This is a genomic window from Meiothermus sp. QL-1 (assembly GCF_003351145.1).
Classification (GTDB): domain Bacteria; phylum Deinococcota; class Deinococci; order Deinococcales; family Thermaceae; genus Meiothermus.
On the sequence record NZ_QQSV01000004.1, the window covers coordinates 151,386 to 165,227 of the forward strand.

Annotated in this window: 13 protein-coding genes and 1 tRNA gene; 8 read left to right on the plus strand and 6 right to left on the minus strand. The window is 65.9% G+C overall.

Annotated features, from left to right (window positions below; translation table 11 throughout):
- Nucleotides 1-2: 2 nt before the first annotated feature.
- Nucleotides 3-791, plus strand: a complete 789-nt coding sequence (locus DV704_RS06735) for a deoxyribonuclease IV (protein ID WP_114798813.1) — start codon at nt 3-5, stop codon at nt 789-791.
- Here the strand turns inward: DV704_RS06735 and DV704_RS06740 are convergent.
- Genes DV704_RS06740 through DV704_RS06755 form a run of 4 tightly spaced genes read right to left on the minus strand, consistent with a single transcriptional unit; the run spans nt 788 to nt 4,576 of the window.
- Nucleotides 788-1,813 (minus strand): spermidine/putrescine ABC transporter substrate-binding protein, encoded by a 1,026-nt coding sequence (locus tag DV704_RS06740; protein ID WP_233498273.1) that lies wholly within the window; start codon nt 1,811-1,813, stop codon nt 788-790. The two genes, DV704_RS06735 and DV704_RS06740, sit on opposite strands and share 4 nt — an antisense overlap.
- Nucleotides 1,814-1,822: 9 nt before the next feature.
- A complete protein-coding gene (locus tag DV704_RS06745; protein ID WP_114798814.1) occupies nt 1,823-2,599 on the minus strand; it encodes an ABC transporter permease in 777 nt (258 codons plus the stop codon).
- On the minus strand, nt 2,596-3,459 hold the full coding sequence (locus tag DV704_RS06750) for an ABC transporter permease (RefSeq protein ID WP_114798815.1): 864 nt from the start codon (nt 3,457-3,459) through the stop codon (nt 2,596-2,598). The genes DV704_RS06745 and DV704_RS06750 overlap by 4 nt, the downstream gene beginning before the upstream one ends.
- On the minus strand, nt 3,452-4,576 hold the full coding sequence (locus tag DV704_RS06755) for an ABC transporter ATP-binding protein (RefSeq protein ID WP_114798816.1): 1,125 nt from the start codon (nt 4,574-4,576) through the stop codon (nt 3,452-3,454). The genes DV704_RS06750 and DV704_RS06755 overlap by 8 nt, the downstream gene beginning before the upstream one ends.
- A 103-nt stretch (nt 4,577-4,679) precedes the next feature.
- On the opposite strand from DV704_RS06755, the gene DV704_RS06760 reads away from it, so the two are divergent.
- The 7 genes from DV704_RS06760 to secD all read left to right on the plus strand — a co-directional run bounded on the left by DV704_RS06760 (nt 4,680) and on the right by secD (nt 11,219).
- Nucleotides 4,680-4,766 (plus strand) — tRNA-Leu (locus DV704_RS06760).
- A gap of 197 nt (nt 4,767-4,963) precedes the next feature.
- Nucleotides 4,964-5,392, plus strand: a complete 429-nt coding sequence (gene rimP, locus DV704_RS06765) for a ribosome maturation factor RimP (RefSeq protein WP_114798817.1) — start codon at nt 4,964-4,966, stop codon at nt 5,390-5,392.
- 13 nt (nt 5,393-5,405) lie between these two features.
- Nucleotides 5,406-6,584 (plus strand): transcription termination factor NusA, encoded by a 1,179-nt coding sequence (gene nusA, locus DV704_RS06770; protein WP_114798818.1) that lies wholly within the window; start codon nt 5,406-5,408, stop codon nt 6,582-6,584.
- 9 nt (nt 6,585-6,593) lie between these two features.
- On the plus strand, nt 6,594-6,941 hold the full coding sequence (locus DV704_RS06775; protein WP_114798819.1) for a YlxR family protein: 348 nt from the start codon (nt 6,594-6,596) through the stop codon (nt 6,939-6,941).
- A complete protein-coding gene (gene infB, locus DV704_RS06780; RefSeq protein WP_114798845.1) occupies nt 6,877-8,586 on the plus strand; it encodes a translation initiation factor IF-2 in 1,710 nt (569 codons plus the stop codon). The genes DV704_RS06775 and infB overlap by 65 nt, the downstream gene beginning before the upstream one ends.
- A 3-nt stretch (nt 8,587-8,589) precedes the next feature.
- On the plus strand, nt 8,590-8,889 hold the full coding sequence (locus DV704_RS06785) for a hypothetical protein (RefSeq protein WP_114798820.1): 300 nt from the start codon (nt 8,590-8,592) through the stop codon (nt 8,887-8,889).
- 62 nt (nt 8,890-8,951) lie between these two features.
- On the plus strand, nt 8,952-11,219 hold the full coding sequence (secD, locus tag DV704_RS06790) for a protein translocase subunit SecD (RefSeq protein WP_114798821.1): 2,268 nt from the start codon (nt 8,952-8,954) through the stop codon (nt 11,217-11,219).
- Nucleotides 11,220-11,250: 31 nt separating this feature from the next.
- Here the strand turns inward: secD and guaA are convergent, their stop codons facing one another.
- Both guaA and DV704_RS06800 read right to left on the minus strand, forming a co-directional pair.
- Nucleotides 11,251-12,777, minus strand: a complete 1,527-nt coding sequence (guaA, locus tag DV704_RS06795) for a glutamine-hydrolyzing GMP synthase (protein ID WP_114798822.1) — start codon at nt 12,775-12,777, stop codon at nt 11,251-11,253.
- A 41-nt stretch (nt 12,778-12,818) separates the two neighbouring features.
- Nucleotides 12,819-13,841 (minus strand): hypothetical protein, encoded by a 1,023-nt coding sequence (locus DV704_RS06800; RefSeq protein ID WP_114798823.1) that lies wholly within the window; start codon nt 13,839-13,841, stop codon nt 12,819-12,821.
- Between the last annotated feature and the right edge of the window lies 1 nt (nt 13,842).

A 13,842-nucleotide genomic window follows, 5' to 3' on the forward strand; every position in this document is an offset into this window, starting at 1 on the left:
CCATGCGCTACGGACTGCACCTCTCCATCGCTGGCAAGCAGGGCGTGGCCGGAGCGGCCCGGGAAGCTGCTCTCCTGGGCCTCACCGCCCTGCAAATCTTCGCCAAAAGCCCCAGGAGCTGGAAGACCCGCCCCCTCCGCCCCGGCGAGGTGGAGGGCTTCCGCGCCTGGAAGGAGAACCTGGGCGGCCTGCCCACGGTCGTCCATGCTTCGTACCTGGTCAACCTGGCCGCCAAGGGCGAGCTGGGGGAGAAAAGCGTCTTCAGCCTGGCCGACGACCTGGTCAAGGCCCAGGCCCTGGGGGCCGAGTACGTGGTGGTGCACCCCGGCTCGGGCGAGCCGGCCCAGGCCCGCGAGAACGCCCTGAAGGCGCTGGCCCTAGCAGGAGCAAAAGGCCCCCAGCTGCTTCTTGAGAATACCGCCGGGGGAGGCGAGAAGCTGGGGGCCCGGCCGGGCGAGCTGGCTGAGCTCATCGAGGGCACCCCCATGGGGGTCTGCTTCGACACCTGCCACGCCTTCGCCGCCGGCTACGACCCGCTGGAGGCCCTGGACGAGCTGGAACGCCGGGTGGGGCTGGAGCGGGTGCCGGTGGTGCACCTCAACGACTCCGTGGGGGCCAAGGGGGCGCAGGTGGACCACCACGCCAACCTGCTTCAGGGCCAGATGGGACCCCGCTTGAAGGCGGTCTTCCTCGAGCCCCGCCTGCGGGAAAAGGTCTTCATCCTGGAGACCCCCCGCAGCCCCCAGGAGGATGCCCACAACCTGCGGGTGCTGCGGGAGTGGCTCGGCTAGCGCGACTTCACCTCGGCCCAGACCCGGTTGAAGATCTCGCCCTCCTCACCCAAATCGGCCAGGAACTCCAGCCGCTGCCGCGTCTCCTCTGGGGGGTAGATGAGGGGGTTGTCCTTCTCCTCGATCTGGTCCATGGCCGCCGCCACCGGGGTGGCGTAACCGATGGCATTGGAGATTTTGGCGGCGATATCAGGCTCCAGCAGGAAATTGATGAACTTATAGGCCAGCTCGTGCTGGGGACTCTTCCTGAGCACCACCAAAGCATCGGCCCACAGGGTAGCCCCCTCTTTGGGAATCACGTACTTGAGCCTGGGGTTCTCCGCCTGGGCGGCCAGGATGTCCCCCGAGTAGGCGATGCCCACCGCGATGTCCCCGGCAATCAGCCGGTCGCGGATGCTGGTTCCCCCCGCAAAGCCCTGCGAGCGCCGTTTGGTCTCGAGCAAAAGCGCCTGAACCTCGGCCAGCCTGGCCGGGTCGGTGGTGTTGACCGAAAGCCCCTTGTACTTCAAGGCCGCCCCTATCGTCTCCCGCATCTCGTCCAGCAGCAAGAAACTCCCCACCTGCTGGGCAGGGTCGAAGATCACCGCCCAGCTCTCCACCGGCCCCCGCACCAGGTCCTCCCGGTAGGCCAGGCCGGTGGTGCCCCACTGGTAGGCCACGCTGTAGCGGCCGCCGGGGTCGTAGGCCGGGTCGGCGAACTGGGGGGCCAGGTTCTTCAGGTTGGGCAGCTTGGCCTTGTCCAGCTCCTGCAGGATGCCCGCCCTGGCCAGGGTACCCACCGTGTAGTCTGGGGTGATAAGCACATCGTACTCCCGGTCACCCCCAGCCTGGAGCTTGGACTGCATGGCCTCGGGGGAGTCGTAGGTGTCCTCCACCACCCGCACCCCCTCCCGCTTCTCGAACTCCTGCAGCACCTCCTTGGGCATGTAGTCCGACCAGTTGAGGAGGCGCAGCTCCTTCCTCTCCTGCCCACAGCCAGCTAAAAAAACCAAGACAAACGGCAACCACCAGAGCTTTCTCACCCTAACCTCCTAGCGTTTCTTCCAGAAGAGCACCCCAAGCAGAATGACCAGAATAGTAGCCCCCACCATCAGGGTGGACAGGGCGTGGATCTCAGGGCGTATGCCGAGCTTGACCGAGGAGTAGATGTACAAAGGCAGCGTGGTCGAACCCGGCCCGGCGGTAAAGAAGGTGATCACGAAGTCGTCGAGGGAGAGGCTGAAGGCCAGGAGGGCCCCCGCCACCACCCCAGGTAGGATAAGCGGAAGGGTCACCTCGCGGAAGGTCTGCCAGGGGGTGGCCCCCAGGTCCTTGGCGGCCTCCTCCAAAGCAGGGTCCAGGAGCATCAACCGGGCCCGCACCACCAGGGTCACGTAGGCAATCTGAAAGCTGATGTGGCCCAAGATAATGGTAAACAGCGAGAGCCTGGGCCAGCCCACCAGGTCCCGCACCACGTCGAAAAGCAGCAAAAGCGAGATGCCCATCACCACGTCCGGCACCACCACCGGCACGTATAGAAGGTAGCGCAGCGCGGTTTTGAGCCGGAACTCATAGCGCACCAGCCCAATGGCCAGCAAGGTGCCCAGCACGGTGGAGACCAGGGTGGAGACCACGGCCACGATGAGGGTGTTGGTCAGGTACTCCAGGATGCGCTCGTTGGCGAAAAGCCGCGCGTACCAGTCCAGGGTAAAACCGGTAAAGCGCACCCCAAAGCGGCTTTGGTTGAAGGAAAGGGCCACGATGACCAGGATGGGCAGGTACAAAAACAAAAAGACCAGCCCCGCGTAAAGCCCGAGCAGCCGCCTCATACCAGCCTATCCAAACCCCGCTCACCCTGGGTGCGGGCGTAGAGCCAAAGCCCCAGCAGAACCAGGGCCATCAGGACCATGCTCACCGCGCTGCCAAAGGCCCAGTTTTGGGCCGAGCCGAACTGGAGCTGAATCAGATTGCCCACCAGCGTCACCTTGCCCCCCCCTAGCAGGTCGGCAATCACGAAGGTGCCCACAGCCGGAATGAAGACCAGGAGGAATCCGGCAAAAAGCCCGGGGACGGTCTGGGGAAAGATGGCCTCGAGGAAAGCCCGCACCGGACGGGCCCCCAGGTCATAAGCGGCCTCCCGCAGGCTCCAGTCAATCCGCTCCACCGCCGCATATAGCGGCAGCACGAAAAAGGGCAGGTAGGTGTAAACCGTGGCCACGTACACCGCCAGCATCGAGGGCAAAAGCTCGGCAGGGGGCAGGCCAAAGGCGGTAATGAAGGCGTTCAGCAGACCCTCTTTCTGAAAAATCACAATCCAGGCATAGACCCGGATGAGGAAGTTGGTGAAAAAGGGAATCACCACCAGGAGTAGAAGCACCTCTTTGTAGCGGCTTTGGGCGATGTAGAAGGCCAGGGGATACCCCAGGACCATCACGAAGAGGGTGGACCAAAAACCAATCCACAGGCTCCGCCCGATAATCTCGGCGAAAAGCGGGTCAGAGAAGAAGCGCACGTAGTTGTGGAGCCCCAACGGCGGCACCGGCTGGCCCAGGCTGCCCCGGCTCATCAGCGAGACCCCCAGCACGATGAGGGTGGGCACCAGCACGAAAACCACCAGCCAGAAGGCCCCAGGCCCCACCGTGAGCAAGACCTGGCGCAGGCGCTGAGCGGGCGTCGCGGCCTCACGCATCGAGGCCCTCCTCTATGACCACCAGCTTTTCTGGGGTCAGGGCCACCCAGACCTCCTCGTCGTAATCGAACTCCTCGTGGCCCGGCTCCTGGATATCGTGGTTCAGGGTCTCGCACATGATCCGCTGGCCGTCGGCCAGAAGGATGTAGAGGTTCTCCGAACCGGTGTAGATGATGTCGTCCACCTTGGCCCTGAACACGTTGGGCAGGTTGGGGCGTTCGCGGAAGAGGCGGACTTTTTCCGGGCGGATGGAAAGCAGCACCTCCTGGCCCGGGGTTAGGGCATCCTCATCGTCCAACACAAACTCCCCTAAAGAGGTCTGCACCCGCCGAGGCTCTATGGCTTTGGCCGGGATCAGGTTGGAATCGCCGATAAAACGGGCCACAAAGGCCGTCCGGGGGAGCTCGTAAATCTCCTCGGTGGGGCCAAGCTGCTCGATGCGGCCCTTGTTCATCACCGCGATGCGGTCGGACATGACCAGCGCTTCCTCCTGGTCGTGGGTCACGAAAATGAAGGTGATGCCCAGCTCTTCCTGCAGGTTCATCAGCTCCACCCGCAGCTCCTGGCGCAGCTTTAGGTCGAGGGCCGATAGGGGTTCGTCCAGAAGCAGCACCTCCGGCTCGTTGACCAGGGCTCGAGCCAGGGCCACCCGCTGGCGCTGGCCCCCGGACATCTGGTCGGGGCGGCGCTTTTCGTAACCGGTGAGGTTGACCAGCTCCAAGGCCCACCCCACCCGCCGGGCGATTTCGTCCCTGGGCAGCCTCTTCATGCGCAGCCCGAAGGCGATGTTCTGTTCCACGGTCATGTGGGGAAAAAGGGCGTAGTTCTGGAAGACTGTGTTGACCGGACGAAGATAGGGGGGCACCCTGGTCATGTCCTCCCCGCCGATGATGATCTGCCCCGCATCCGGGGTGTCGAAGCCCGCAATCATGCGCAAAAGCGTGGTCTTGCCGCAACCAGAAGGCCCTAAAAGGCTGAAAAACTCCCCATCGCGCACCTCTAGGCTGACGTTGTCCACCGCCTTGACCTCGCCAAAGCGCTTGGTCACGCCCACAAGCCGCAACGCAAAGCTATCCCCCAGCTTGCGCTCCCGCCTCCGGCGAAACAGCGTCTCCACAGGGCCAAGTCTACGGGCTACCCCCGCGGGGGGCAACCTTAGCCCCCCCCTTGACGAAGTTCTTAGGGCTCGCTAGTATCTTTTTTGCCTGGTTTGGCCCTGAGCCGGGATGGCGGAATTGGTAGACGCGCATGATTCAGGGTCATGTGCCCGCAAGGGTGTGCAGGTTCAAGTCCTGTTCCCGGCACCAACCCCCCTTTAGGGGGGTTTTCTGTTTGGCCTGCCCCGCTTTACCCTTCCACCTAAGGGTGCTATTCTTAAGGGGATAGCTCCCAAGACACCTGGGGGGTGGGTCGCAAGCCCACCCCCCTCGCTTGGGGGAGGAGGTGAAGTGTGGAGCCGGAAAACCCCCAAAGGGGGCCAAGCTTGCCGCAAGGGCTCGAAGAGATGGCCCAGAAAGCCCTGGCCCCGCTCGGCTACGACGTGCTGGAAGCGGGGCTTCGGACAGCAGGGCGCTCCAAAGTCTTCCTCGTGCGCATTGAGCGCCGGGACGAAGCACCCGTGAGCGTAGGGGACCTCGAGCGGGCCAGCCAGGCCCTTTCGAGCCTCCTCGACCAGCACGACCCCATCCAGGGGCGATACCTGCTCCAGGTGGAGTCCCCCGGCCCCGAGCGGCCCCTTTTGACCGCCCGCCACTTTGAGCGCTTCATGGGCCTGAGGGTCCGGGTGCGAACCCCTGAGGGGCCCTTCACCGCCCGGATTAAGGGGGTAGCAGGGGATGAAGTGGAGCTCGAGCTGGAAAACCGGGAGATCCGCAAGCTGCGGCTCAACAGCTTCAAAGCCAACCTAGCTGAATGGCCGGAGCGGCCCAGATAAAAGGAGGAAGCCCGTGAAAAAGGAATTCATAGACGCCCTAGCCCAGGTCGCCCACGAGCGCGGGGTCACCGCCGAAGAGCTCATCGCCAACTTCGAGGAGGCCCTGAGGCTGGCCTACCTGCGGCAGAAGGGGTTCCGCACCAAGGACGTGGAGGAGGAGGGCAAGGGACCTCTGGTAGAGGTCCACCTAGACCCGCAGCAGGGCAGCCTGGAGGTGCTCGAAATCAAGCGGGTGGTGGAGAAGGTCCAGGACCCCGACAAGGAGATCGACCTGGCCACGGCCCGGCAGTACGACCCCGAGGTCGCGGTGGGCGAGGAGATGGAGTTCCCCATAGACCCGAAGGAGTTCAGCCTCATCGCCCTGCAAATCGCCAAACAGGTGCTCACCCAGCGCCTCAAGGAGGCCGAGCGCACCCGGGTCTACAACGAGTACAAGGACAAGGAAGGCGAGGTGCTCACCGGCACCGTGGCCCGGGTGGACAACCGCGGCAACGTCTACGTGGAGCTCGGGCGGGGCGAGGCCCTGATGCCCCCCAAGGAGCAGATCCCCACCGAGCGCTACCACCCTGGCCAGCGCATCAAGGTCTACCTCAAGCAGGTCCAGCGCTCCTCCAAAGGCCCCAGCCTGGTGGTCTCCCGCGCCCACGAGGAACTCCTGCGCTACCTGCTGCGACAGGAGGTGCCCGAGATTGCCGAGGGCATCGTGGAGGTCAAGGCCATCGCGCGCGAACCGGGCAGCCGCAGCAAGGTAGCGGTGATGAGCCACAACCCCAACGTGGACCCCATCGGGGCCTGCATCGGCCACAAGGGTCAGCGCATCCAGTCGGTCTCGGCAGAGCTGGGACGCGAGCGGGTGGACATCATCCAGTGGAGCTCCAGCCCCAAAGAGTTCATCCGCAACGCCCTCTCGCCGGCCACGGTGGGCGAGATTACCCTGGAGACCGGGGAGGACGGCAAGGCCCGGGCCCGGGTGGTGGTGGCCAAGGACCAGCACTCCTTGGCCATCGGCAAGGCGGGGCAGAACGTCCGCCTAGCCTCCAGGCTCACCGGCTACGAGATTGACTTTGAGGAGGCCGAGGAAATCACCGACCTCGATGCGGCCTTCCTCAAAGCAGCCGAGAAGGAGGAGGCCCTCAGGGTCTCGCAGGACGCCAAGAACCGCTTCGAGAGCCTGTTCAAGGACAGCGAGTAAAGCAGCCCGATGCCTGCCTCCAAGCACATCCCCTTCCGCCAGTGCGTGGCCTGCCGTGCGCGCAGGCCCAAACGCGAGCTGCTGCGAATCGTGCTGACCCAGGCAGGCCCGGTGATAGACCCCACGGGACGCAGGCCGGGCCGGGGGGCCTATGTCTGTCCCGACAGACCCGAGTGCTGGGCAGAAAAGAAGCTGCGCCGACTGGCTGGGGCCAGGGCTGCCGAGCTTTCCCTGGCCTTACAGGCCCTGCTCAAAGACCTGGCCAACCCAGACCACTCCAAAGGAGGTGCACATGGCCAAGATCCGAATCTATCAGCTCGCCAAAGAGCTGGGGATGAACAACGAGGAGCTACTTAAGCTCCTGGACGAGATGGGCGTGACCTACAAGTCGCACGCCAGCACGCTAGAGGAAGACACCGCCCAAGCCGTCAAGGAACTCATCGGCGAACAGCGTGTGGCCGAGGCGGCCCGCCGGGCTGAGGAGGCCCGCAAAGCCATCCCCCGCCGCCCACCGGTGGTGGTGATTATGGGCCACGTGGACCACGGTAAGACCAGCCTGCTGGACTACCTGCGCAAAAGCCGCATCGCCGAGAAGGAGGCTGGCGGCATCACCCAGCACGTGGGGGCCTTTGAGGTCAAAACCGAAGGCGGCACGGTGGTCTTCATCGACACCCCGGGCCACGAGGCCTTCACCACCATCCGCCAGCGCGGGGCCAAGGTGGCCGATATTGCGGTAATTGTGATTGCCGCGACGGAAGGGGTTATGCCCCAGACCAAAGAGGCCATCGCCCACGCCAAAGCCGCAGGGGCCAAGATCATCTACGCTGCCAACAAGATGGACCTGCCCGGGGCCGACCTCAACCGGGTTTATCAGGACCTGATGCAGCTGGGTATCGTCCCGGTGGCCTATGGGGGGGACGCCGAGGTGCTGCCGATATCGGCCAAAACCGGCCAGGGCGTCCCCGAGCTTTTGGAGACCATCTTGCTCATGGCCGAGCTGGAGGACCTGCGGGCCGACCCCAAGGCCGAGGCCCAGGGGGTGATCCTGGAGTCGCGCATGGACAAGCAGGCTGGGGTACTGGTGAGCCTGCTGGTGCAGCAGGGCACCCTGCGGGTGGGTGACTATGTGGTGGCGGGGGAGCACTGGGGCAAGATCCGGGCCATGTCGGATGCCGACGGCAAGCGGCGGAACGAGGCCGGCCCCGGCAGCGCGGTGCAGGTGCTGGGCTTTTCCGAGCTGCCCACCGCTGGGGAGACCTTTACCTGGGTACCCGACCAGGTAGCGGCCAAGGAGATCACCGAGGAGCGGGTAGAGGAGCGCCAGGCCAGACGCCAGGCTGAGACCAGCCGGGTGCGCAACCTAGCCGACCTGATGCGGCGAATGCGCGAGGATGAACGGGAAATCAACCTGATTCTCCGGGCCGACACCCAAGGCTCCCTGGAGGCCATCCAGAACATCCTGGCCAAGGAGTCAAACGAGAAGGTGCGCATAAACATCCTGCTGGCCGCGGTGGGGGCCCCCAGCGAATCGGACGTGCTGCTGGCCTCTACTGCGGAGGGGGCCATCCTCTCTTTCAACGTGAATCCCAGCGGCTCGGTGCGGAAGATGGCCGAGCAAAAGGGGGTACCCCTGCAAAGCTTCCGCATCATCTACGAGCTCATCGACGAGATTCGCCGGATGGTCAAGGGGCAACAGGAGCCGGTCTTCAAGGAAGAGGTTCTGGGTACGGCCGAGGTGCGGGCCATCTTCCGGCTCTCCCGGGGAACCGTGGCGGGGTGCATGGTAACTTCGGGGAAGATCACCCGCAGCGCGGACATCCGGGTGCTGCGCAAGGGCAAGGAAATCTGGCGCGGCAAGATCGAGAGCCTGAAGCGCCTCAAGGACGATGTGCGCGAGGTGAGCCAGGGGTTCGAGTGCGGGGTGATGCTCGAGGGCTTCGCCGACTTCCAGGAAGGGGATATCCTGGAGGCGAGCCAGCAGGTTGAGGTCACGGCGGGGTAGGGGATGTCTTTGCGCGGGCTGGCCCTGGCTGCCCTGGCCCTTTTAGCCTTGGGCCCGGGGCTTTGGGGGTTTGCGCGAAAAGCCAGCCCCGGCGAAGCGGGCCTGAGCCCGGTCTCCCTGCCCCAGCCGGTGCTCGAGGCCAAACCCAAGCCAGCCCAGCAGGGCGCCCCCGCCCCGCTGGGCGGCCTCCTCGCCCCACCGCCGGCCCAACGGCCCTCCCCAAAGCTCCAAAGCAGCCCGCCCACCCTGCCTGCCCGGCCCCTGTACCTCCTATACCGGCGATTGCAAACCGACGGGGGCTAGGGGCAAGGCCTTCCCAAGCCGGCCTTTAGACCCAAGCCCTCCTTGCTGAATCAGGTACGCATATGAACCGCCGTTGGAAAGCCATCTTCCTCATCGCCCTTTTTCTAGCCGCCCTGGTGGGCCTCTTCCGCCCCTGGGAGCCGCGCAACCCCCAAAACGCCCTTCTGCCCCGGGATGGGCTGATCCGCCTGGGGCTCGACCTGCAGGGGGGGCTGCGCATTACCCTGCAGGCCGTGGGCCAGAGCGCCGATGCCCAGACCGCCCGCAGCGAGATAGAGGTAGCCCGCACGGTCATCGAGAACCGGGTCAACGCCATCGGGGTGGCCGAGCCTTTGGTGCAGATCCAGGGCAGCGACCGCATCATCGTAGAGCTGCCCGGCCTGAGGCAGGACCAGCAACAACGGGCCCTGGACCTGATCGGACAAACTGCGCGGCTCGAGTTCCGCATCGTGAACCCCGGGGCCAGCGGCCTCACCGTGGCCCAGATTAACGAACAACTGCGCAACTCGGGGCTTACAGGCTCAGCCCTGGCCGAGCGCCGGGCCGAACTGGAGAAGAACCTCTACAAGCTGGAAGACCTGGGCCCCCCCCTTCTTACCGGCACCGACCTGCGCACCGCCAGCGCCACCTTTGACCAGTTTGGCCGTCCGCAGGTCTCCATGGAGTTCACCCCCGAAGGGGCCAAGAAGTTCGAGGAGGTCACCCGGGCCAACGTAAACCGCCAGCTTGCGGTGGTGCTGGACGGCAAGGTCTACACCGCCCCGGTCATCCGCACCGCCATCGCCGGAGGCCAGGCGGTCATCGAGGGCCTGGGCAGCGTGCAGGAGGCCTCGGATATCGCGCTGGTGCTCCGCTCGGGCTCGCTGCCGGTGAAGCTCGAGGTCGCCGAAACCCGCGCCATCGGCCCCACCCTGGGCCAGGACGCCATCAGCGCCGGCATCCGGGCGGGGGCCATCGGGGCTGTGCTGCTCTTTGTGCTCCTCTTCGCTTACTACGGCTTCTGGATGGGGCTGGTGGCCGCCCTCGGCCTGCTCTACACCGCCGTGCTCCTCCTGGCGGCCATCTCCCTTTTGCAAGCCACCCTCACCCTGCCGGGCATCGCCGGGCTGATTCTCACCCTGGGGGCCGCCGTGGACGGCAACGTGCTCTCCTTTGAGCGCATCAAGGAAGAGCTGAAGCTGGGCAAGAAGTTCCGCCAGGCCATTCCGGGAGGCTTCTCCCACTCCATCGTCACCATCCTGGACGTGAACATGTGCCACCTCCTGGCTGCCGCCGCCCTCTACCAGTACAGCACCGGGCCGGTACGGGGCTTTGCGGTGATGCTGGCTTTGGGGGTGGTGACCTCGGTATTTTCCAACCTGGTCTTCAGCCGCTGGTTGCTGGAGACCATCGCCGAGCGGCGCGAGGTCCGCCCCCCCTACTGGCTCTGGGGCACCCGAATCGACTTCCTCAAGGCCAGCCGCTACGTGACCGCAGCCTCCCTGGGCCTGGCGGTGGTGGCGGCCGGGGTGGTCTTCGTGAAGGGCTTCAACTACGGCATCGACTTCACCGGGGGCACCGCCTTCACCATCCGGGTGCCCGAGAACGTGCGCGCCGAGCAGATTCGAAGCTTCCTGGACGGGGTAGGAATTGCTGAGATCCGGGGGGCTGAGTCGGTCATCACCTCGCTTTCCAGCGTCTCGGGCAACGAGTACTCGGTGCGGGTGCGCCAGGTGAGCGAGACCGAGCGGATTGAGCTGGAGAAAAAGTTCCAGGAAAGCCTCGGGGCCACGGTGCTCCAGTCCGAAACAGTGGGGCCGGCCATCGGGGCTGAGCTCAGGCGCAACACCATCTACGCGGTGCTGATAGGCCTGGCGCTCATCCTCATCTACGTGGCCTTCCGCTTCGACTGGGTCTTCGGGGTGGCGAGCGTAATCGCGGTAGGGCACGACGTGGCCATCGTGGCCGGGATGTACAGCCTGCTAGGCCTCGAGTTCTCCATCCCCACCGTGGCGGTACTCCTGACCATTGTGGGCTTCTCCATCAACGACTCGGTGATTATCTCCGACCGCATCCGGGAAAACCTGAGGCTCATGCGGGGTAAGACCTACTACGAGGTGGTGAACACCTCCATCAACCAAACCCTCTCCCGCACCCTCATGACCTCGCTCTCCACCATGCTGCCCATCCTGGCCCTCTTGTTCCTGGGAGGCCCGGTGCTGCGCGATTTCTCTCTGGCCATCTTCGTGGGCTTCATCGTGGGTACCTACTCGTCCATCTACGTGGTCTCGGCCCTGGTGGTCTGGTACAAGACCCGGGAGGCCCGCAGGGCCAAGCCCAAGGCCGCCTAATAGCCCTCCCCCCAGCCTGGGGGGAGGAGCTTTATTCCCACTCGATGGTGGCGGGCGGCTTGCTGGTGATGTCGTAGACCACCCGGCCTATCTCGGGCACCTGGCGGGTGATCCTGCGGGCCACCTGGTCCAGGAACTCCAAGGGCAGCCGGGCCCAGTCGGCGGTCATGAAGTCCACCGTGGTCACCGCCCTCAGGGCCAGCACGTACCCGTAGCTCCGCTCATCCCCTACCACCCCTACGCTTTGCAGGGGGGTGAGGATGGCCGCGGCCTGGGCCACCTGGTCGTACAGGTTCCACTCCCGCAGGGCCGAGATGAAGATATCGTCGGCGCGGCGCAGGATATCTAGCCGCTCGGGCGTCACCTCGCCCAGGATGCGGATGGCCAGGCCGGGCCCCGGGAAGGGGTGGCGCAGCCGTATGGGCTCTGGCAGGCCCAGAAGCAAGGCCAGCTCCCGCACCTCGTCCTTGAAGAGGTAGCGGAAGGGCTCGAGCAGCTCGAACTCTAGGTCGGGAGGCAGCCCCCCCACGTTGTGGTGGCTTTTGATGTTGGCGCTGCCCTCGCCGCTGCCCGCCGACTCGATGACGTCGGGGTACAAAGTGCCCTGGGCCAGCCAGCGGTAGCCCTGGCCGGAAAGAGCCCGGGCCTCCCGCTCGAAGACCCGGATGAACTCCCGCCCCACCACCCGGCGCTTTTCCTCGGGGTCGGTGACCCCCTTGAGGGCTGAGAGGAACTGGGCCTGGGCCTCCACCACGCGCAAGGCCGGGCCCAAAGGCCGTAGGGCCTGCTCCACCTCCTGCCGCTCTCCAAGGCGCAGGAGGCCGTGGTCCACGAAGACCGCAGTCATCTGGTGGCCAAGGGCACGGTGGAGCAACAGCGCCAGGGTGGAGGAGTCTACCCCCCCCGAGACCGCCAGCAAAACCCGCTCCGTGCCCACCCGGGCCCGCACCTCAGAGATGAGGCCCTCCAGGGTGTGCTCGGGGGTCCAGTCTCGCCTCACGCCGGCCAGCTCCAAAAAGTTCTCCAGCACCTGCATGCCCTTGGGGCTGTGCACCACCTCGGGGTGAAACTGGACGCCAAAGGTGCGCCCGTCGGGGGCGGCGATGGCCGCTATGGGGTTCTCCTCGGTGCTGGCCACCACCTGCCAGCCCGGAGGCAGCTCGGTCACCGCATCGGAGTGGGACATCCACATCTGCACCTCGCCCGAGAGCCCCGCGAAGAGGGGCCCCTCATGCCGGGTGAGCAGGGCCTTGCCGTACTCCCGCCGCCCCGCCCGCTCCACCCGGCCGCCAAAGTGCTGGGCCAGGTACTGCATGCCGTAGCAGATGCCCAGCACCGGCCACCCCTGCTCCAGCACCCCCGGGGCGGGCCTGGGGCTTCGGGGGTCGAAGACCGAGGCCGGCCCACCGGAGAGGATGATGGCCTCGGGGTTTTCGGCCTGGATACGCTCCAGGCTGGCGGTGCCCGGCAGGATGACCGAGTAGGCCCGCAGCTCCCGGATGCGGCGGGCGATAAGGCGGGTGTACTGCGAGCCAAAGTCGAGGATGACCACGCTCATGCCGGTAGCATACGGTGGGCGCTGCGGTTCTCCAAGGCCGCCTAGCGCAGGGCAATGGTCACACCGCCCGGGTGGGGCACCTCGATCAGGGACTCCACCGGTGGGCGTCCAGCCACCAGGACGCGAATCCGGTAAACCCCTGGCTTGTCGAAGACCACGGCGCCAGGCACCTCGGCCAGCTCGCTGCCCAGCGGCATCCTGGAGCCCTCGGGGGCCTCCAGCACCACGATGCGGGCCCGAGCGCCGGGGGGCTCGAGGCGAAACTCCACCGGGTACTGGGTGGGCTGGGCGGACGGCGCAGTCTGCCCTCGCCACCAAAGCCCCAGGCCCAGAAGCAGGGGCAGAGGAAGCAGCCAAAGCCAGCGCCGGCGGGCGGGGCGGGGTGGGGGGGGCTCGAGCCGCTCTTCCTCTTCCACGCGGATCCGCTTGGGCGGAGGAACATCCGGCAACCTCTCCAGGGGTTCGGCGACCTCTACCACCGGCAAAGCCGCCGAGACAGGAGGCAGTTCGGCCGTTGCCGCCTCGAGCGCCGCCCGCAAAGCCCCCGCCTCGAGCTGCCCTGTGGCATACCCTTCCAGCGCCTCCCGCCAAGGTAGGGCGGGGTAAAGCTCCCCTGCCATCGCTCGCACCGTCTGCAAAAACCCGCCGTAGTCCCAGCGCCGCCCGGGGTGGGGCACCCCCACCCCCGCCAACCATACCCGGCTGCCCCGGGTAAAAAGCAGCTCGGGGCAGATGTATCCTATCGGGATATCCTGGGCTCGAGCCCCCTCCAACACCTCGAGCAACTGCCGCACCCACCGCACCAGCCGCGCCGGTTCCACCTGGCCTGAAAGCCAGACTGCCTGCACGGCCCCCGCTGGCACCTCCGCCACCCAGGTAGCCTCCAGGGCATCCACCCAGGGCAGGGCATGGGCCAGCGGCAGCTTCGGTGGGGTACCGTCAAGCGGGCGGAAGGCCAGCACCTCTAGGCCCGTGCGCGTATCCTGGCCCTCCCAGACCTCTACCCCGCTTTCTTCCAGCAACCCCAAGCGGCCCCGCAACCAGTAGTGGCCCAGGGTTTCCATA

Excerpts from the sequence above, each read along its gene's own strand:
- DV704_RS06800 (WP_114798823.1), bottom strand. The coding sequence starts at position 13,841 with ATGGAAACCCTGGGCCACTACTGGTTGCGGGGCCGCTTGGGGTTGCTG.
- secD (WP_114798821.1), top strand. The coding sequence starts at position 8,952 with ATGAACCGCCGTTGGAAAGCCATCTTCCTCATCGCCCTTTTTCTAGCC.
- rimP (WP_114798817.1), top strand. The coding sequence starts at position 4,964 with ATGGCCCAGAAAGCCCTGGCCCCGCTCGGCTACGACGTGCTGGAAGCG.
- infB (WP_114798845.1), top strand. The coding sequence starts at position 6,877 with ATGGCCAAGATCCGAATCTATCAGCTCGCCAAAGAGCTGGGGATGAAC.
- DV704_RS06735 (WP_114798813.1), top strand. The coding sequence starts at position 3 with ATGCGCTACGGACTGCACCTCTCCATCGCTGGCAAGCAGGGCGTGGCC.
- DV704_RS06785 (WP_114798820.1), top strand. The coding sequence starts at position 8,590 with ATGTCTTTGCGCGGGCTGGCCCTGGCTGCCCTGGCCCTTTTAGCCTTG.
- guaA (WP_114798822.1), bottom strand. The coding sequence starts at position 12,777 with ATGAGCGTGGTCATCCTCGACTTTGGCTCGCAGTACACCCGCCTTATC.
- DV704_RS06775 (WP_114798819.1), top strand. The coding sequence starts at position 6,594 with ATGCCTGCCTCCAAGCACATCCCCTTCCGCCAGTGCGTGGCCTGCCGT.
- DV704_RS06745 (WP_114798814.1), bottom strand. The coding sequence starts at position 2,599 with ATGAGGCGGCTGCTCGGGCTTTACGCGGGGCTGGTCTTTTTGTTTTTG.
- DV704_RS06750 (WP_114798815.1), bottom strand. The coding sequence starts at position 3,459 with ATGCGTGAGGCCGCGACGCCCGCTCAGCGCCTGCGCCAGGTCTTGCTC.